Here is a 19,795-nt window from a genome sequence, read left to right as displayed (position 1 = left end):
TTAGCTTATGTAAGCGCATATTGTCTTATTGCCTTGGCCACTCCGTGCTCTTCATTCGTTAAAGTGACGGCGTCCGCCAGTGCTTTGACCTCGTCTTGAGCATTGCCCATCGCAACGCCGAGCCCGACCTCTTGAAGCATCGCAGCGTCGTTCAAGCTGTCGCCCATCGCTATCACCTGGGACATTTGGATGCCAAGGAGGCTGCACACCCGCTTTAAGCCGCTGGCCTTGTTAATCCCCTTAGGATTAAGCTCCAGGTTCCACGGGTGGGAATTCGTAATCTCCAGCAGGCTCCACGAGGCAAGCTCCTGGCGAATGACCGCAAGACTATCCGTATTTTCCGTAAAATAACCGAATTTCAGCCACTGCTTCGCATCGATCTCCGAATCCGGCAGCCAGCGCTCTTTGTTATAGATATCGCCGACGCAGTAAGCCCAAAACCACGTATCGTAATAAGCCGCCAGCTTATGCATACGGCGGATGAGGTCGGGGGAGACGAGATGACGCTCCAGCAATTCCCCCGGTTCCTTCCAAATCTCGCTGCCGTTGACGGTAACCAGCGGCGAACGGAGTCCGAGCTCGCGGATGTACTCTTCCACATTTTGCACGCCGCGTCCCGTGGCGAACATCACGGTAATCCCGGAGTCTTCCGCCAGCCGGAGCGCCGCCTTGTTTTCCTCGGAGATACGTTTATCATCCGTAAGCAATGTTCCGTCCAAATCCAGTGCAATCAGTTTATAATGACTCATGATGATGGTCCCCTTTACAACGCATGCGCCAACGACGGGGTCGATGATAGTTCTTCCATATACGTTGTATGCCAAAGCGCGAACATATATATGGTCCAGATCCGGCGTGCATAGTCCCCTTGACCGTTTTGATGGTTTTTGAGCATGGAATGAATCGTGTCGATGCGGATGTAATCCTCAATGCCGCTTCCGGCAATCTGTTCCATAATGACCTGGCCTTGAGGACCTTTCATCCAATCCCTCATCGGTACAGGGAATCCGAGCTTCGGACGATTCAGGATGAAATCGGGAATGATCCCTTCCATCGCTTTGCGGAATACGTATTTGGTCGTCCCTTCGGCAATCCGGTGTTTGGCCGGAATACGGCGGGAAATTTCATACAGCTCCACATCGAGGAACGGCACGCGCAGCTCCAGGGAATGAGCCATGGTCATTTTGTCCGCCTTCATCAGGATATCCCCGGGCATCCACAAATTCATATCGATATACTGCATCCGGGAAACCGGGTCCAGATGCTTGCTCTTGTCGTAAAACACTTTGGCAATCTCCAATGGATTCCGGTAGCTTCTGAGCATTTCACGGTCTGCCCGCACCACTTCCGCTTTCATGTCCTCGCTGAAAATTTTGGCGTTGCCCAGGAATCGCTCTTCCAGCGGGGTCGTGCCGCGAAGCAAATAATTCCGCCCGTAAACGCCCGCCGGAAGCAGCCGCGCCAACGCATGAAGCAGCCGTTTAACCCCTGTCGGCAGACGTTCGATCGGCGCCAGAGACTGCGGCTCGCGGTAAATCCGGTAGCCGCCGAACAGCTCGTCCGCTCCTTCCCCGGACAGCACGACGGTAACGTGCTCCCTGGCCAGCTGTGCGACATGGTAAAGAGCGATCGCCGACGGATCGGCTACAGGCTCATCCTGATGCCAAACCGCATTCGGCAGGGTGGCAAAATAATCCTGTGCCGTGATGATTTTATCGTAATGCTCCGTATCCAGCGCCTGTGCGGTCTGTCTTGCGATAACCGTTTCATTATTTGCACCCTCAAAGCCTACCGAGAAGGTACGGATCGGTTCGATCCTCCGCATATGCGCCGCGATTGCCGTCGAATCGATACCGCTGGAAAGGAAGCAGCCGCGCTCCACATCGCTTTGCATATGATGTATGACCGAATCCTTCAAGGCCTCCCGTATCTGCTCCACGCTGTCGGCGAGCGTAAGCTCCTCATTGGGCTCGAGCATCGGATCCCAGTAAGGGCTGATCTTCATGTCGCCGTCGTAGGACACGGATACGGTATGACCGGGAGGGAGCTTATAGATCCCTTGGAACATCGTGGTCGGCTCCGGCACGTATTGGAACGTCAAGTAGTTCAGCAGGCTCTCCGAGTGAACCGACCGCTGCACCCCGTCGGCAGCCAGAATGCTTTTGATTTCCGAACCGAACAGGAATCTTTTTCCGTCATTATAGTAGTAAAAAGGCTTGATCCCAAAATGGTCGCGCGCCCCAAACAGCCGCTTCTTCCGGCGATCCCAAATGGCAAAGCCGAACATCCCGCGCAGATGCTTCACGCAATCCTCCCCATATTCTTCATATAGGTGAACGATAACCTCCGTATCGCTGTGGGTTTTGAACTGATGTCCCTTGGACTGAAGCGTATTGCGCAAGTATTTATAGTTGTAAATCTCTCCGTTAAACACGATCCATACCGACTCGTCCTCATTGGCCAGCGGCTGGTGTCCTTCACTCAAATCAATAATCGACAAGCGCCGAAAGCCTAATCCAATCCGGTTTTCGCTCCAAAATCCGAAATCGTCCGGCCCCCTGTGAACAATGATGTCGGTCATGCTTTTCAGCATGCCAGGGGATGGCTCTCGGTCCTCAAAATATAAAACGCCGGTAATTCCGCACATATGATTCCAAATCCTCCTCAAGCTGCGCCCTTGGCATTCATTTATTCATCATGCAACAAACGAGCTATTAATTATCCGATACAACAGTATAACATATTCGCAGCGTCAGCAGGAAATGGGGTTGGTTTTGCGTCCAGCATCTTTTCAACCGGACGTGGAAGCGTCCGGTTGATCGCCTATGAGAAAAAGCATCCGTTTCCTCCACCATTGGAGAAATGCGGATGCTTTCATCATTTACTGGACGACAGGCGCTCCCGTTGGGGCCGGGTCCGTGTATTTACGAAGGATGGATACTTCGACCCTGCGGTTTTTGGAACGGCCTTCTACCGTATCGTTCGTGTCCACAGGCCGGTATTCGCCATACCCTACAGCGCTGAAACGCTTCGGATCAATGCCCGGATTCTCAAGCAGCACCTTCATAAAATTAATCGCCCGATCGGAGCTGAGATCCCAGTTGGAGCGGTACTGCCAATTATTAATCGGCAGATTATCCGTATGGCCCGAGACTACGATTTCATATCCCGGATACTGCTGCAGCATGTTTGAAATGCTGATTCCCAGATCCCGCGCTGCTGTTCTCACTTCGGCGCTGCCTGAATCAAACAATGCATTATCGCTGATGGTAATCATGAGCTGCGAATGATTCAGCTTGGTATCCAATTGGGTGGTAAGGTTGTTTTCTTGGATATACCGGTCGAGCTGCTGCTTCAGCTTCTCCATATCCTCTTGTTCATGCCTCATCTGCTCCTGGCGGTCGGTCTGGCTTCCGGAAGTCGATTCCTGACTCGGTGAGCTAGGCATCGGGAGCGGAGTGATGCCGCTATTTTCAAACACCCCCGAACCGCCGGTAAAAGCGATGCTGAAGGCTTGACTCATTTGTTCATATTTTTTGGCATCAATGCTGCTCATGGAGAACAACACGATAAAAAGCGCCAGCAGCAATGTCAAAAGGTCGGCATAAGGAATAAGCCAGGATTCGTCCATATGCTCGTCGTGCTGATGGTTCTTATGCTTTTTCTTCACCGCCGTCCGCCCCTTTCTCCGACATCTTCGCGCGCTCGCTCGGCGTCATAAATACGGACAGCTTCTGGCTGATGGCAATGGTAGACACACCGGATTGGATCGATAACAGGCCTTCTACCATCATCAATCGCAGATCCACTTCTTGTTTGGATATTCTTTTAAGCTTGTTGGCTATAGGGTGCCAAAGCACATAACCCGTAAAAATACCTAGAAGCGTAGCAACGAATGCGGCAGCGATAGCAGCCGATAATTTGTTAATATCGCTCATATCCGCCAATGCGGCGATCAACCCGATAACCGCACCCAATACGCCAAGCGTCGGGGCATATGTACCCGCTTGAGTAAAAATCAGCGCTCCCACGCGGTGCCGCTCCTCCATCGCAGAGATATCTTCCATCAGCACGTCATGCACGAATTCCTGATCATTGCCGTCAATAATCATCCTCATGCCATTGCGCAGGAAAGGATCCTGCATTTCGTCCACTTTGGACTCTAAGGCGAGCAGTCCTTCCCGGCGTGTGATCGAAGCCAAATCTTGAAATAATACGAGCAATTCTTCCCGGCTTGTCAGCTGCGGAGTATTAAAAACAATTTTTATCAAGTTCGGAATTTTCTTGAGCTCAGACATCGGAAAAGCGATGAATAACGATGCGGCCGTACCCACGAGAATGATCACGAAAGCGGCAGGGTTAACCAGAGACCCAAGCGGCGCATGCTTGAGCGCCATACCTCCAATAACGGCTGCAAAACCAAGTATGATTCCGATGATCGTTGATTTTTCCATATGCCCACTCCTTAAAGTTTTGAAAATGCCGCTTTCGATGCTTAATAACGGAAAGGACGGGCCATCTCACCATAACTCGATATTTTTCGACATATTTATTGCGCACCGTGCCTATCAATCTAGCATTTTAAGCTTTTTCTAGTATAAATTAACCATATTTTTTAAGCAATAACATTTGTAACGTTCTTGTAATGTTTTTGTGAAGAGAGCATTCGGCCAAAACATATCGAAGAAATGAATAACTTTACCATTTGGTTATGATACGGTTCATACGCATTACTTGAATAGAAAAAGAAGAGCATTAGAGGCAAAGTGCCGCTGATACCCTTCTTTTTTACGGTTATTTCATGCTTTTTGGGACCATCGTTACCGCCTCAGCCCGAGCAGCCGGGTTAAGAGGTCTAAGCTGCCATCGGTATATGCTGCCGGTATCCCCGTTTGGCGAATGCCGGATGATTTTACAAAATGATGTACAGGGTTATAACGCTTCTTCCCCCTGCGGTATCCGCTTTTGCCTCAGCTTCCGCCACACGACGCCATGCGTCGGGGAGAGCAGCAGGACGATGACGAACAGGAGGCCCGCCACCGTAATCATGCAGCCCGCAATCGAAGCGTCAAAGAGCACGGAGGTATAGTAGCCGATGACCGCACTGAGAGATCCGATCCCCATACTGTAAAATATCATCCGGCTGAGCCGTTCCGTCAAGAGATAGGCGGTTGCGGCCGGAACCACCAGGAGCCCCACCACCAGAATGGCGCCTACGCTTTCGAAAGAGGCGACCGTCGTCATCGAAACGAGCCCCATCAGAAGATAATGAAACAATGCGACCGGAATGCCTGCCGCAGCCGCCATGGCCGGATCAAAGGCACAGATTTTGAACTGTTTATAAAACAGACCGATCAGTAAACAGCTTAGCGTGAGCACAAACCCCAATGCCCATACAGCTTTGGGTCCCAGATCGACGCCCCCCGCTATGAAGCGTTCCCATGGTACGAACAAAATTTCACCGAACAGCACATGATCCAGATCCAGATGGACCTGCCGGCTGTACAGACTGACCAGCACGACGCCGACAGCGAATAATGCCGTAAACACGACGCCGATAGCGGCATCGGACTGTACCCCGGTCTGGTGAAACCACTGAATGAGGTAAACCGTGATCAGACCGAAAACCGCAGCGCCGAGCATCATGAACGGGGAGTCCTTGGATCCGCTGAAGAGGAACACAATGACAATGCCGGGCAGTACGGAGTGACTGATGGCATCTCCGATCATTGCCATTCTGCGCAGCACCAGAAAGCAGCCGAGCATGCTGCAGGAGCAGGCTACAAGAACTGCGGTGAGCATGATCCAAAAGTCATTCATGCCTGCCCCTCCTTATGGTTGGCTTGCTCCGCCCGATGGAAGCTGTGCAGCCTAGGTTGATGGCTCAGCTCTCCGAGCACGCTTCGCTTCACTGCCAGCCGTTCCAGCCGTTTGGACAGCATTCCCCGCCTCGGTGCGAACAGCACGGAGACTACGAACAGAAGCGTTGCCGCCAATACGCTGAGAGGCCCGGTCGGCAGGTTATTGGCCGTGCTGCTGACCAACGTTCCGACGAAGCCGCTAACAGCCCCGAAGACGCCCGATAGGACAACCATCAGACCGAGCTTATCCGTCCAGTACCTTGCCGAAACCGCGGGGGTAATCAGCAGTGCGGACATCAGCACAACGCCGACCGCCTGGATACCGATGACAACGGCCACCACAATCAGGAACATCATCAATTGGTCGAGAAAGGCAACCGGCAGTCCGATTCCTTTGGCAAAGCCTGGATCGAAGCTAAGCAGCTTGAATTCTTTGAATAATAAAACACAGATGACAACTAACGCCAGCGCCGCCAACGCCATTGTAATCACATCAGACAAAACCATCGAGGCCGCTTTACCGAACATAAAGGTATCGAGCCCGCTTTGATTGCCGTTGCCGCTTTGCTGTATCTTGGTCAACAGCACGACGCCGAAACCGAAAAATACGGAAAGCGCGATACCCAGCGCCGCATCCTGCTTGATTCGCGTATTGCGGGTAACAAATCCGATACCGAAGGTAGCAATAATCCCCGCAATCACCGCACCGACCAGAAAAAACAGCATCGATTTGGAGCCGGTCAGCATAAAGGCGATACATACGCCGGGAAGCGCCGCATGCGCGAGCGCATCTCCCATCAGACTCTGCTTTCTCAGATAGGCGAAGCTCCCCAGAACGCCGCTGCTAAGGCCAAGCAGTATGCTTCCGAGCAGGATCCATTGCATATTCGGATCACGAAAAAGCTCCAACACATGGGTCCACATTCCGCTCACCTCGCGCTCACAATAATCGCATCGTCGCTTCGGTTCAGCAGGGTTAATCTGCCTCCGTAGGTCCGCTGCAGATTTTCTCTCGTAAAGATCTCATCGGCAGGGCCGATGCCCATCAGCTTGACGTTCAACAGCATGACCCAGTCAAAATATTCTTTGACCGTCGAAAGATCATGATGCACGACAAGCACGGTTTTGCCCTGTTTTTTCAGCTCATTGAGCAGGGTAATGATCGCCTTCTCCGTCGCCGCATCCACACCGACGAACGGTTCATCCATCAAATACAGCCGGGCATCCTGCGCCAGTGCCCTGGCCAGAAAAATGCGCTGCTGCTGTCCCCCGGAAAGCTGGCTGATCTGCCTTTGGGCAAAGCCGGCCATACCGACCTTCTCCAAGCATTCCAAAGCGATTTGCCGTTCCTTTAAGCCCGGGCGCTTAAACCAGCCCAAATGCCCGTAGCGCCCCATCATCACTACATCCAGCGCGTTGGTCGGAAAATCCCAATCCACCGATTCCCGCTGCGGCACATATCCTACGAATTTGCGCTGCTCCTGATACGGCTTTCCATAGATGGAAACCTCCCCCGTCACACGGGGGATCAGTCCGAGCGCCGCTTTAATGAGCGTTGACTTGCCTGCGCCGTTCGGTCCGACAATTCCGATCAGCTTGCCTTCAGGAATGTCGAAGGTAATGTCCTGCAGCACGGGCTTTTTCTGATAGGCGACCGTCAGCTTTTCTATGGATAAAGGAAGACGCTGCTCTCTCATACGGCTCACTCCCTGTATAGTCTTTTTCAAACAATGTTCTATTTTAACGCTTTTACAATCGTATCGACATTATGGCGCACCATCCCGGGATAAGTCCCTTCCGGGGTTCCTTCCGCGCCCATGGCATCGGAGAATAATTCACCGCCGATTTGAATCTCATGTCCCTGTCTCTTGGCTCCTTCGGTTACGGCCTCAATCGATTTCTTGGGAACACTTGATTCCACAAAAACGGCCTTGATCTTATTTGCAACAAGATAGTCTCTCAGCTCACTGACATCCTTGGACCCGTACTCCGACGCCGTATTCATTCCCTGCAGCCCTCTGACCTGTATGCCATAGGCTTTACCGAAATATCCGAATGCGTCGTGGGCCGTCACCAGCACCCGCTGCCGCTCGGGAATGCTCGCGATTTGTGTTTTCGCGTATTGGTCCAGCTCTTCGAGCTGCTTGATATAAGACTGCGCATTCGTTTTGTAGCTGTCGGCATGGACGGCATCCAGCTTCACAAGCTCATCCCGGATCGTCTCGGCTGCGCTGATCCAAAGCTTGACATTAAACCATACGTGCGGATCGTGCTCCATTCCTTGATCACCGGAAGGAAGCAATTCGGATGCCGCAATGTTCTTCGTCACAGGCACCGTCGGCTTGGTTTTGGCCATTTGTTCAAACACATCAATCATCTTCCCTTCCAAATGCAAACCGTTATAAAAGATAAGCTCGGCCTGCTCCAATCTCCTGAGGTCTCCTTGGGAAGCTTTGTATAAGTGCGGGTCTACACCGGGCTGCATCAAGGCAAACGCTTCGACGTGCTCTCCGCCTACCTGCTTCACCAAATCATGAATCATGCCGGTCGTAGAGACCACCTGGATTTTCCCGTCCGCCGCAGCATTTCCTTCGTTTTCCTTTGCGCCTCCGCAAGCGGCCAAGGCTGCAGCCAGCCCCAATAAAAGCAGTGTCATAATGAACCTTTTGAATGATGCCGGCAGTGTTTTCATTTGCATGGTGCTCTCTCCAATCGTTCTCATTTTATTCCGTAGTTATCTATATGGTGCCCAATTGTTGTCTTAGACCTCAAATGTTGAGTTAGACAATGTTTTTTGCCCTATTGACTATATTTTTATAATACACAAATATGTTTACCTTGTGCAACATTTATTCAAAAAAAAATCTCCTGCAAGAGGAGATTCCGGCATGGATCTATTGCTGTGTATTTGCCGCTCCTGCGGCGGCGCCTTTAGGCACACCGTCAAGACCGTACTGCTGGTCGTACGCATCAAATATTTTGCGTGCGATCGGCGCTGCGCCGTAAGCCCCGTAACCGCCCTCGGGTACGACAACCGCGACAGCCAGCTTCGGCTTATCTAAAGGAGCGAAGGCGATAAATACGGCATTATCGACTTCCTTGCCTCCGACAACCTGGGTGGAGGTACCGGTTTTTCTTGCGAACTTGTAAGGGAAGTCCGAAAATCCTTGTACGCTTACGTTCTCCATCCCTTTGATGACCGCATCCCAATATGCCTGCGGAAAATCGGTCTTATCCAGAACGACCTTCTGGTCGAATTTTTGCACCAGCTGCCCTTCATAAGTCTCGATCCGGTCTACAAGCAGCGGCTTCAGCCGCTCGCCGCGCGTGGCCAGCGTCGCAGCATACTGTGCCAGCTGAAGCGTAGTATATTTTTCGTTCTGGCCCCAGGAGGCGAAAACCATCCGCTGCTGCGGGCTTTCTCTTGTGTTGGTTTTATACTCGCTTAACCCCTCGTATTCCTTGGGCAATCCGCTTCCCGTCGATACGCCGAGTCCGAACTTGGCCAAGTATTGATCCCAAATATCGATCGCTTTATTGCCGCTTCTCATATACAAAGCATTCCCGATCATGGCGGACATGAACGTGTTGGACGAGTATTGAATGGCCTGCGTAGCGTTGATCATGCCCCACGCTTTACCGTCGGAGTTACGCAGTCTTGCGCTGTTGTCCCTACCGTAGGTGAACACTCCGGTATCCGGGTACCTGGTGCTGGGAGTAAACAAGCCCTCGTTTAATCCGACCAGAACCGACAAAGGTTTAATGACCGAGCCTACATATACGATGGAGGTTGGATGCTTATCCCGCTCCTCCTTCGTCGGATAATCCGGGTAGGCCGTGGTGATCGTTCCGTTATTTACGTACGGCTGTATCCGGTCATACTCGCTTTGCGGAATTCCTCCTGCCCATACGCTCGGATCATAGTCAGGCATACTGGCCATGGTGACGACTTTTCCCGTATCGACCTCCATAGCGACGGCATATCCGGCAACCGCATTTCTCCCTCTGGCGACATAAGGATTAGAGCGGGCTTCCGGACTCTTCAAATATTTAAGATGATCCATAATCGCCTGTTCTGTCGTCAGCTGAACGTTGCGGTCGATCGCCAGGAAGAGATTGTTGCCCTTAACGGGCTTCGTGATCTCTACGGGTCCGATAATTTTGTGCTGGGCGTTGACAGGATAAGATTTCATCCCGTTTTGTCCCCGCAGCTGCTCCTGATACATGAGCTCAATGCCGTCATAGCCGACGTATTCCGTATCCATGTATCCTTCCGTTTTCGTTTTGTCCTTATAGAAGCTCAAGCCGTATTGCGCTTCCCTTGCCCTGGAGAAGGGACGCATATATCCTACCAGCTGAGTGGCGATCGTCTCCTGGTCATATAGGCGGATGCTTTCCTCCATGATTTCGATCCATTTCATCTCATCCCGGTGTTCGAGAAGGTAGGCCATTTCGTCCGGGGTCAGACCGGATTTAATGCGCCGCGGCACCGAAAAGTAGCTGGGGGCCGTCACTTTGTTCTTATTCAGGTCGTACCCCACATCCATCTCCAGGATGATATTTTCCGCGGTCAGCTTCGGAGCGTTGGGGCTCCCGTATTTAGCGAAAATATCGGCCAGCTTTTGCGCAAGCGCGATGACCTCGTCTTGCGGCTGATCCTGCTCAATACGAAAATAAAGCGACTGTGTAGAAGTGGTATAAGCAATCGGCGCTCCCACCCGGTCATAAATATTTCCGCGGATCGGCGGGATCGGCGTATTCGCTTTGTTGATCTTCGCTTTCTCCGCCTGCAGCTCCTTGCCGTCGACGAATTGCAGCATCGCCAGCCTTACGATCAGTACGGAAAACAGGAAAAAGGTAAAGAAAAAGAACAGATTGATACGAAATGTAAAATTGCGGCGTTTGCTTACTTCCTGCTTTTGCGGGTCATCCATCCCGATGGGCTTTTTCATTTCCTTTGGTGCTCCTTTACTTCTTTACTTCCTTACTTCTTTGCTGCATGTCGCTTTGTACGAGGTTAAAGCAGCTCGCGAAGTGAGTATATCCCGTCACCGGTATGATAGTCGTATCGCTTAATCTTGACGGCATCGATGCCTGCCTGCGCAGGGGCCCAAATATCATTCAGGTCGTGGTCTCCCACATAAAGAACGTCCTCGGCGGCAAGGCCCGAGCGCTCCAGAGAAAGACGGAATATCCCGGGATCCGGCTTCTCCAGCCCTACCTCCGTAGACACGATGACCGGATCGAAATAGTGCATAATTCGTTTGTGCTTCAAGATCGAACGCAGCGTCGGGGCAAAATTCGATATAATGCCGAGCTGCAGGCCCCGCTCCTTCAAAGCCGCAAGGCATTCCTCCACATCCTCGAACAACGCGTAGTGCTGAGGAGATGTAAACAAGTCATAAAGCTCGTGGCAGCAAGCATGAATTTGCTCTTCGGTCCACCGCTCTTCCTCCACGCCAAGATGCTCTAAAATGTAGCGGTACAGCTTCATCCAGAACATGCGGTCGGACTCCGGCGTACAAGCCTCAAACGAATCCATCTGCTTTCCGTAATAAAAAAGACGAAAGGATTCGGTAAAAAGTTCACCGATTCGTTCTTCCTTCCGGTGTAACGACCGGCTTGCCAAAAACTGCTGCATGATCGCTTGAGCTGCCGGGATCGTCAATAACGTATCCCCCACATCGAAAAATACAGCCTTATAATGTTCTAATGATTTGTGCGGCGGCATGCTGACGTCCCCCCGTATGGTTAAAGCCTTCCGTTACAAGTGTACCACAAATTTCTCTCATGAAAAAAGCCGGAGAAATCGTCCAATGGACGAGAATCCGGCTTAACGCGCGATTAACTATCCTTGATATGCGTCTCGTTAAAATTCGGAGGGTTGAACCAGTTGCCCCCGCTGGCCACCCAAGTGGAATCGAGCGGCACCCACTCTTTGTGTTCGCTCAAGTATACTTCGTTCCAAGCGTGAGGTCCATAGCCGCCGCGGCCGTCATAGCCGAGTCCTGTGACCACCTTCACGTCAAGTCCCACGGATCTGGCCATAACGGCGTATAGTCTGGAGAAATCGATACACACTCCTCTTTTGGCGCTAAACGTTTCTGCAGGCGTTTGTTCCTTCCATATCCGCTGCTCCTCATACAGACGGACCTTCTCCCAGTCATAGATGATGCGCGTCCCTACCCAGCGATAGAGAAGCTTGGCCTTCTCTTCATCCGTTTTGGCTTTTGCCGTCACGTGCCTGGCCGCCTCCGCAATATCGTTGGGAACGGCTGCATCCACCATCTCATATTTCCGCTGCAGGATGTTGGAGAATTCCTCTTCGACCGCCCGTGTAAATACCGGCAATTGGCTGGAGAAGAAATTGCCGGTAACCGGCTGAATCACTTCTTTGGCGCCCTTTTGATACAATGACGAATCTTGAATGTATCCGGATACCGGCGTTTGCGGAAACAAAGTCGTGAGGATAAAGAATGCCGCAATCATCAGAAGACTGCGCCCCAGACCGGTAACCGCTCCGATGATGCTGCCGATCAGACTGCTCAACAGTGTGGGAGTCCTTCGTGTATGTCCCTCGGAACCGAGCCTCTGCCGCTCCGTTATCCACAAGTTTGCCAGCGGATCGACAATCAGATACACCAGGCGTTTGATGAGGCCGTAGCTGACTACAAACAACACGCTAAATCTGAGCAGGGAAAAGTCTCTAACCCCGGTAACAATGGTGTAGTACAGCTGCTGCCAAAATCCCAGCTCCTGCCGGGGAATCTGCAGACCCAGCCCGACAAGCCAGGCTTGAAATTTTGGCGACAGCCAGGAGGTCAATTGCCAAGCCGCATACAAGCTGATCAGCGTAACGATCCCATCGGTTACCATCAGTGCCAAGTGTTTGGCAGACGAGGAAGCGCCGCGGTAAAGACCCTGAATGACTGACACAATAAACGTAACCGCAATAAGCACTGTAATCAGATTAATCGCTGAAAGCTGCTCCAGACCGTTCAAACGCATTTCCTCCTTCCGCCGTTACGAACTGGACACAGGAATTAGAGTCCTGCGTTTTTCTTCGCCTGTTCAATCAGGCCCTTCGTCAAATCATCCAGCTTCCACGTAAAGGTCTGGTTCATGAAGGTGACTTGAACGCTGTTGTCGCCAAGCTTACCGTCAAGCCTTACACTCTTCGTTGTGACCGTGTAAGAACCATCCGGGTTTTGTGTGTATTTCGCGTCCTTGGCTTCCTCCATAATAACAGTCATCGCCTGGGCCTTGGCTTCCTCCGCCACTTTGGCGCCTACCGTTGAGCCAAGCTCCACCAGCTGATCTTTATAGTTTGCCCCGTAGATGAACAAGCCTGCCAAGAGCGCCAGAACAATCACCCATTTCACCACTGTCTTCACTACGGCAATAACAATAAAAAGCAAAACGATCGCCCCGACGATGACAAACCAGCGCTCCGCCACAAATGTTGAAATAAAATCCATCCCGTTCTCCCCTTCCATTCCTCGCACACTCTTTGTCGATATGATTTCGAGCTATTCCCTCATCATACACCAATGCTCTCTTATTCTTCATCTCTTTTTTTGCGCAGCTCCATGAGCTTGCGCCGGATTTCTTCCTCACGTTCCGGCCTTCGGGAGCGCCGGAAGGCTGAGCCAAGACGCATCAGCGAAATGAGCAGAATCAGGACGAGCAGAAGCATCATGATCGAGTTCATTTCCCGCATCCATCCCTTCCTGTCTCTTAACAGAGCAATAACTCCAAAATACTTGTACTATCCGCTCTTCCACGAACGTAAACGTATAGAGTGACAGGCTAAGGGACAGCCACTCCTAATCGATGCGAGGTGATTCCAATGAAAACCGCCGTATGGCTCTATCTGTTCATGTTCGTTGCTTTTTTCGATCTGCATGCGCAGTATCCCATCCTCTCCCCGTTCGCCATCTCTCTGGGGGCGGCGCCGTCCTTCATAGGTTTAATATTAGGCGTCTATTCCATTACACACCTGCCTGGAAACCTGATCGCCGGCTATGGCGTAGATCGTTACGGCAGCAAAGGATTTATTGTGTTCAGCCTGATTGTAGCAGGAATTGTGCTGCTAATTCAATCGCGTGTGACCGACCCGTGGGAGCTTCTGATCATCCGTTCCATCAGCGGCTTCGTACTTGCCTTTTTATCCCCGGCTTGCTTGTCTCTCCTCGCCAAAATCGCCAAAGACCGGGTGCAGCAGGGCAAGCTGATGGCAGGCAACGGCATGGTTCATACGCTCGCATCCGTACTAAGCCCGGCCGCAGGAGCCTACCTTGTCGCAAGGTTCGGATTTGCCCAATCGTTTACGTTTCTGGGCTGGGGACTCATTATCACGGGAATTTTGGCCTGGATCGGGGTGAGGGAAAAACAGTACAAGCAACCGGCAGCCAAACCGGTTCCTCATGGTAGCCACCCTGCGCTTGAAGGCACTCTTCCAAATGCGTCTCAAGCAGAAACGGGCACGATTCCATGGTTGTTCTATGCGGTGCCTCTAGCCATCTCCTGCTCCCAGGGCATTCTTTTCTTTGAGCTCCCTTTGATGAAAGAGACTCACGGGTCCATTCTAACCTCGGGCGTGTTTTTCTCTCTGGTCAGCCTCGGCGCGCTGGTTACGCTGAGCATGCTGTTTTTGAGCCGGATTTCTCCCGTATTGCGTACATCCCTGGGCAGCTTGGCGCTGGCGCTCATTTTTTTCGGATTGTCGATCCATTGGCCGTTGCCCATGTATGCCTCTTTATTCATGATCGGAATGGCGAAGGGCGTCATCTTTCCTGCGATCGCCTCCGTCCTTGCCGCCGTCACCAGCTCCAGTCGCTACGGGCGCGTCTTTTCGCTGCTGTCGATTTCCTACTCCATCGGCGCTTTTGCCGGCCCTTTGGCAGCCGGCTACATTCGAACGTACATCTCGCCATATTTTATCGCCTTTGTCTGCTTAATGCTGGCGCTCTCCCTTCTTCCGTTTCGCGCGTTCACTTCTCCGGTTAAAGCATAGCGGAACCGGCAGGCTGCTCTCATGCTCTTTGGCCTTCCATTGGATTCGCATGCTCCAACAAAGACCGTCCCAAGCGGACGGTCTTTGTCATAGGATGATTCGTTGCCCTGTTCTATAGCATTCGACAATATTCGTGAAATGAAGCGGCGATTTCTTTGATAAACCATCGATTGCCCTGGATTTTCAAGGTCAATTCAGCCATTCGGCGGTTGGTCCCGGCTCTTCTTCGATAGCGCAACCGTAGAACTAATTTGCTGGTTCTAAAGTACAGTATTTGGTAAAATAGCGCAACTTTGTAATCCTTGTCCTCGTTTAATGGGGAGCCAAATCGTTTCGATTCCTACTCAAGGGGGTAATGTTCATAGGATTGGCTATTGACTGACGAAGCAGACCCCCTATATTTGGCAAAACGGACATAAACTTACGTGTCTGTTTCGAACCCATGTAAATGGGATTCCGGGAAAAAGGAGGTGAAAATGGACCAGCAGTGAAGCCGACTAACCGTAATACCTATTTGTCACTAATCGCAAAAACAGTAAGGAGTGATAACCGCATGAAGCCTGCTGTTCAAAAAACAGCCCAAGTCACTGCGCTGATGATGATCATCTCTGTCCTGCTGCCTGTGCTTGCTTTTGCAGCCTCAGGTTTTCAGGTGGGGACGTATCGCAACGGCTCAGTATCCGGTTCGGTCTATACCGACATGCATGAACCGGGCGTTACCCCAAGCGTATACGCGTATGACCCGAGCGGCAATCAAATTGGTGTCACCACCGCTACATACAGCGTATATGATGAAGTCTACGGCAGATATCACTACAACTTCAACCTTTCAAACCTTGGTAATTATAACTACATTAACTTATACGGGCCAGTAGGCTTTACCGTCAATGAGGCCGTATATCAAACCGTTTACCGCGATACCAGCGGCGATGACTCCGGATCCAGCCCAGGCGGCGGGAGCGGCGGTGGCGGCGGTGGAGGTGGCGGCGGCGTTAGCACGAGCCCTTCCGAAAACATCAGTGTTCCTGCTGACGGTTCCGTGAATGCCGACCTATTGAAAAACTCGTTCGAGCAGTACAACACGGTAACGCTTACCCTGAGCGGCACCTTTGCACTGATCCCGGCCAAAGCGCTTGAAAGCTTCATAGCCAACCCCGAGAAGCTGCTGATCGTGACCAACGACAACGGCACATACAATATTCCGTTGAATGTGCTGAAGCTTGAGGACCTGGCCACTAGGGTTTCCGAACCCGTCAGCGATTTGATCATCAGGGTAAGCATTGCCCAAGCCGATCAAGCGATGATCGACCGTGTCGCCTCTGCTGCAAACACGATTGGCGGAACACTTGTCAGCCCTGTGGTCGACTTCAACATCGCAGGTCAAGGCAGCAATGACCAAACGGCAGCTCTTGATTTGGGCAACCATTATTTAAGCCGGATTCTTCCGCTTAATAAAACGGCTGACCCATCCAGGATGACCGGCGTACTGTTCAACACGACAACAAACTGGCTGAGCTTCGTCCCTTCTATCTTCTCAGGCAATCAGGCGGTATTGAAGCGCAACGGCAGCAGTATTTATGCAGCGATCGAAATGAACAAATCGTTCAACGATATTTCGGGTCATTGGGCGCAAAACTACATTCAGCTGCTGGCTAACAAGCTGGTTGTTGACGGCGTAACTGATACGACCTTTGAACCGGAACGCAGCATTACCCGCGCGGAGTTCGCAGCGCTCGTCGTCCGGTCCTTGGGGCTTGACGCTACCGATACCGGCAGCAGCTCGTTTACCGACGTCGCTTCCGGAACCTGGTACTCCGGCGTTGTAAGAGCTGCGGCGTCCGCTCAACTGATTGACGGCTACGCAGACGGAACGTTCCGTCCGAACGCTTCGATCAACCGCGAAGAGCTGGCGGCGATGGTCGTCCGCGCTCTCGCCTATGCGGGCGCGAAGCCGGTCGTTTCCGAACAGAGACAAGCCCAGCTGCTCGAAAGATTCATTGACTCCAATACGATCGTATGGGGACATAACGAAATGGCGGCAGCCATTGAAGCAGGCATCGTCGACGGCATGACGGAGAATACGCTGGGCGCCCGCGATATGGCAACCCGCGCACAATCCGCTACCATGCTTAAGCGCCTGCTCGAAAGAGCCAGCTTTATCAACAAGTAACAGCTTACGCAATGACCACTCTCCATTAGAAAAGGTCTGACATCCAGTCAGACCTTTTCTGTTCGTTTAAAAGAACAATTTTGTTTTACATTTCATATGTCTACTGTTTTCCAGTTCAACTGACGGTTTTGGCGTTACTCTAAGCTATTGCGGCGCCGTATGGTGTAGAAGACGTACGGCATTCCGCTCCGGCATTTCCTAGGAAATAATGCCCACGGATTGGATAGGACCTCAAAAAGAGATATACTATTTGAATAAAGCGCCTTATCACCTGTGAAATGGGGGATTCGATGTCTATCGCCATCATTGTGGAGGGAAAAAACGACAAAAGCAGACTCCAGCGTCTGCTTACGGACGATATTCTTATTCTATGCACGTTCGGTTCACTCAACACAGAACGGCTGGAAGCGCTAAAAAAGAAAATCGGCGGCCGATACGTTTACTTGTTCACCGACAACGATGCCTCCGGCAAAAAAATACGGGCTATCTTAAGGGATGCGTTTCCCGATGCGGAGCAAATTTATACAAGACGCGGCTATGCCGGCGTGGAGGGTACGCCTGACGAATATTTAATTCAGCAATTGGAAAAGGCAGGACTTGATGAGTTTATCGTATATCCTCCCACCATCCCTGCCTTTGATAAGTTTTAAACCGTGCTTCACTAAATGAATGACGATGCCTTGCCCAAAGGAGTCTTACTTATCCTTGCTGATTTGGATCAGGTCATCAGCCACCTTCTCTATATCCAGGTTCTCGTCATGGCCGCTGTAATACGTACGGAGATCGCCTTTGCCGTCCACAAGCAAAAATAAGTTGCCATGTGTATACGTTTCTCCTCCGGGATCTTTGACTACCATCACACCGAAATCGCTGGCAAGCTTGATCACTTCATCCTGATTGCCGCGCAGGAAATACCAGCCCCGATAATCCGCATGGTAGAGCTGCGAGAATTCTTTCAGCCGCTCAGGCGTATCCCTGTCCGGATCAAAGGTAATCGACATCAGGACCGTCTTGTCCGGAAAGGCGCCCTTCTTGATCAGAGCATCCTGAATCTTGGAAAGCGTGTATGTCGTCGGAATACATACATCCGGGCAAGTAGAGAAATAAAAATAAATCAATTTCGATTTTCCAGCCGTATCCGCCAGCGATACCTGCTTTCCGTCCAGGTTTTCCAGCGTAAATTCCGGCGCTTTTTTGATCACTCCGATTTGCTGCTCCGGCCCCTTGAATAACATATAGGCAAAAGTAGCAATCAGGCCGAGCAATAATACCGTAACGATAATTTTAAAGCCGTTTTTTTGCATAAGACCCATCCCCTTTCTTTATTTAAAAAATAAATCCCAGGCCGCAGGTGCCGTGGGATTAAAACTCCATATCCAAGCCGTATTATAGCAATTACGGTATGGGAGTCGTGCTGACCACCATTGCAATAAACAACAGGATCAAATAATTAATGGAGTAAATAAACATTTTTTTCGCCCACTGCACTTCGTCTTCAGCTTTAAAGCCCTTCAGGCTGATAAATGCCCAATACAAACCCAAAACGACCGCCGCGTAGAAATACAACGATCCGACATAACCGAAGAGATAGAGCAGCAGAGAAACGGGAACGAGCAGAACGATGTAACGGATCATCGCCATCTTGGTAATATACGTCCCTTTGACTACCGGAAGCAAGGGAAATCCTGCAGCACGATACTCTTCCATCCGACGGATGCCAAGCGCCCAAAAGTGAGGCGGCTGCCACAGGAACAAAATTCCGAACAGTACGATTGCGCCCGCATCGAGCTGCGGGTTGACTGCGCAGTAGCCAATGACCGGAGGAACCGCGCCGGAGAAGCTGCCGACTACCGTACTCCAAACTGAGGTCCGTTTAAACCAGGCCGTATAAATCCAGACATAAACGAACAATCCGATGAGACCGAGCATCGCCGCGGTCGGATTGGCCAAAAACCAAAGCACGGATAAACCGATGACTCCCAAAGTGATGCCGTACCACAGCACCGTTTGAGGAGCAATCCTTCCGGTAGCCAAAGCCCTCGTCTGCGTCCGTTCCATTTTGGTATCCATATCGCGATCCAGATAGTTATTGAGCACACAACCGGAAGCCATCACGAGTGCGGTTCCGAGCAGTGTGAATATCATTTTCATCCAATCGAGATGCCAGCCCGATGCGACCCAAAAGCCGCCGAAGGCCGTAATGGAGTTGGAAAATAAAATACCCGGCTTGGCCAATTGAACAAAATCCTTCCAGCTCGCCGATTCGCTCGCCGGCGTTTCAACCGCGGCAGCCGCTTCCGCACCCAGCTCCAAGGTTACTTGTTCCTTCACTTGATTAAACCTCCTCATGCGAAGAGTCTTTAGTGAATCCTCGATTCTTCACGCATACATATCCCCTTAATAATATCAACCTGCAGACCGTTTGACAACAAACAGACCCCGGTGTTCAAAATATTGTCGAAACCGATGAAGGAGAGAATATATTGCGATTTTCGAACGTTTCAGCTCACTTGACGAGGAAATACGCTCTTTACTTTCGGACACAGGAGACGCAGTATAGTATAAATGCTGCCTTTCGACGTCGCTTACGGACTGGGCCTATACTAGAGTAAAGGACTGAATTTTTTTTTTTTTTCAGCCCCTCCTCATCAAACCGTACGTGAAGTTTTCCCTCATACGGCTTTCCGATGTTCGTCATTCATGCGCATGCGATTTACAAAAGCGTCTTTAGTCCATACATTTTGCAGA

18 protein-coding genes are annotated in these 19,795 nt (G+C 51.3%); 3 read left to right on the top strand and 15 right to left on the bottom strand.

Going from position 1 to position 19,795, the window contains the following annotated elements; genetic code table 11:
- Nucleotides 1-5: 5 nt before the first annotated feature.
- The 13 genes from ACZYR9_RS23045 to ACZYR9_RS22985 form a co-directional block, all read right to left on the bottom strand.
- Nucleotides 6-749, bottom strand: coding sequence for a Cof-type HAD-IIB family hydrolase (locus ACZYR9_RS23045; protein ID WP_488980766.1), 744 nt, complete (start codon nt 747-749; stop codon nt 6-8).
- Nucleotides 750-763: 14 nt separating this feature from the next.
- Nucleotides 764-2,647, bottom strand: coding sequence for an asparagine synthase (glutamine-hydrolyzing) (gene asnB / locus ACZYR9_RS23040; RefSeq protein WP_488980765.1), 1,884 nt, complete (start codon nt 2,645-2,647; stop codon nt 764-766).
- A 234-nt stretch (nt 2,648-2,881) separates the two neighbouring features.
- Nucleotides 2,882-3,670 carry a flagellar motor protein MotB gene (gene motB, locus ACZYR9_RS23035; protein WP_488980764.1) on the bottom strand — a complete coding sequence of 263 codons (789 nt, stop codon included), beginning with the start codon at nt 3,668-3,670 and terminating at the stop codon, nt 2,882-2,884.
- Nucleotides 3,654-4,454, bottom strand: a complete 801-nt coding sequence (gene motA, locus ACZYR9_RS23030; protein ID WP_488980763.1) for a flagellar motor stator protein MotA — start codon at nt 4,452-4,454, stop codon at nt 3,654-3,656. Before motA ends, motB begins: the two co-directional genes overlap by 17 nt.
- A 478-nt stretch (nt 4,455-4,932) precedes the next feature.
- Nucleotides 4,933-5,820, bottom strand: a complete 888-nt coding sequence (locus ACZYR9_RS23025) for a metal ABC transporter permease (protein WP_488980762.1) — start codon at nt 5,818-5,820, stop codon at nt 4,933-4,935.
- A complete protein-coding gene (locus ACZYR9_RS23020) occupies nt 5,817-6,785 on the bottom strand; it encodes a metal ABC transporter permease (RefSeq protein WP_488980761.1) in 969 nt (322 codons plus the stop codon). The genes ACZYR9_RS23025 and ACZYR9_RS23020 overlap by 4 nt, the downstream gene beginning before the upstream one ends.
- Before the next feature lie 5 nt (nt 6,786-6,790).
- Nucleotides 6,791-7,558, bottom strand: a complete 768-nt coding sequence (locus tag ACZYR9_RS23015) for a metal ABC transporter ATP-binding protein (RefSeq protein ID WP_488980760.1) — start codon at nt 7,556-7,558, stop codon at nt 6,791-6,793.
- A gap of 38 nt (nt 7,559-7,596) precedes the next feature.
- Nucleotides 7,597-8,559 carry a metal ABC transporter solute-binding protein, Zn/Mn family gene (locus ACZYR9_RS23010; RefSeq protein ID WP_488980759.1) on the bottom strand — a complete coding sequence of 321 codons (963 nt, stop codon included), beginning with the start codon at nt 8,557-8,559 and terminating at the stop codon, nt 7,597-7,599.
- A 196-nt stretch (nt 8,560-8,755) separates the two neighbouring features.
- Complete coding sequence (locus ACZYR9_RS23005) at nt 8,756-10,813, bottom strand: peptidoglycan D,D-transpeptidase FtsI family protein (protein WP_488980758.1); 2,058 nt, start codon at nt 10,811-10,813, stop codon at nt 8,756-8,758.
- Between the two features lie 65 nt (nt 10,814-10,878).
- Nucleotides 10,879-11,592, bottom strand: coding sequence for an HAD-IA family hydrolase (locus ACZYR9_RS23000; RefSeq protein WP_488980757.1), 714 nt, complete (start codon nt 11,590-11,592; stop codon nt 10,879-10,881).
- Nucleotides 11,593-11,705: 113 nt separating this feature from the next.
- Nucleotides 11,706-12,869 carry a transglutaminase domain-containing protein gene (locus tag ACZYR9_RS22995; RefSeq protein WP_488980756.1) on the bottom strand — a complete coding sequence of 388 codons (1,164 nt, stop codon included), beginning with the start codon at nt 12,867-12,869 and terminating at the stop codon, nt 11,706-11,708.
- A gap of 35 nt (nt 12,870-12,904) precedes the next feature.
- Nucleotides 12,905-13,339 (bottom strand): hypothetical protein, encoded by a 435-nt coding sequence (locus tag ACZYR9_RS22990; RefSeq protein WP_488980755.1) that lies wholly within the window; start codon nt 13,337-13,339, stop codon nt 12,905-12,907.
- Nucleotides 13,340-13,419: 80 nt separating this feature from the next.
- Nucleotides 13,420-13,581, bottom strand: a complete 162-nt coding sequence (locus tag ACZYR9_RS22985) for a hypothetical protein (RefSeq protein WP_488980754.1) — start codon at nt 13,579-13,581, stop codon at nt 13,420-13,422.
- A gap of 129 nt (nt 13,582-13,710) precedes the next feature.
- Between ACZYR9_RS22985 and ACZYR9_RS22980 the strand changes: the two genes are divergently transcribed.
- The 3 genes from ACZYR9_RS22980 to ACZYR9_RS22970 all read left to right on the top strand — a co-directional run bounded on the left by ACZYR9_RS22980 (nt 13,711) and on the right by ACZYR9_RS22970 (nt 17,697).
- A complete protein-coding gene (locus ACZYR9_RS22980) occupies nt 13,711-14,877 on the top strand; it encodes an MFS transporter (RefSeq protein WP_488980753.1) in 1,167 nt (388 codons plus the stop codon).
- Between the two features lie 553 nt (nt 14,878-15,430).
- Complete coding sequence (locus ACZYR9_RS22975; RefSeq protein WP_488980752.1) at nt 15,431-17,047, top strand: S-layer homology domain-containing protein; 1,617 nt, start codon at nt 15,431-15,433, stop codon at nt 17,045-17,047.
- A 290-nt stretch (nt 17,048-17,337) separates the two neighbouring features.
- Nucleotides 17,338-17,697 (top strand): toprim domain-containing protein, encoded by a 360-nt coding sequence (locus tag ACZYR9_RS22970; RefSeq protein ID WP_488980751.1) that lies wholly within the window; start codon nt 17,338-17,340, stop codon nt 17,695-17,697.
- A gap of 45 nt (nt 17,698-17,742) precedes the next feature.
- On the opposite strand, the gene ACZYR9_RS22965 is transcribed toward ACZYR9_RS22970, so the two are convergent.
- Nucleotides 17,743-18,351: an SCO family protein gene (locus ACZYR9_RS22965; protein ID WP_488980750.1), complete on the bottom strand. Its 609-nt coding sequence runs from the start codon at nt 18,349-18,351 to the stop codon at nt 17,743-17,745.
- Nucleotides 18,352-18,442: 91 nt separating this feature from the next.
- Entirely contained in the window at nt 18,443-19,396 is a 954-nt protein-coding gene (gene cyoE / locus ACZYR9_RS22960) for a heme o synthase (RefSeq protein WP_488980749.1), read from the bottom strand.
- Nucleotides 19,397-19,795: the final 399 nt, after the last annotated feature.

The sequence above is a fragment of the Paenibacillus sp. F024 genome, from assembly GCF_057814255.1.
The sequence above is the reverse complement of the archived record's forward strand: the minus strand, read 5'-3'. Positions and strand labels throughout refer to the sequence as shown.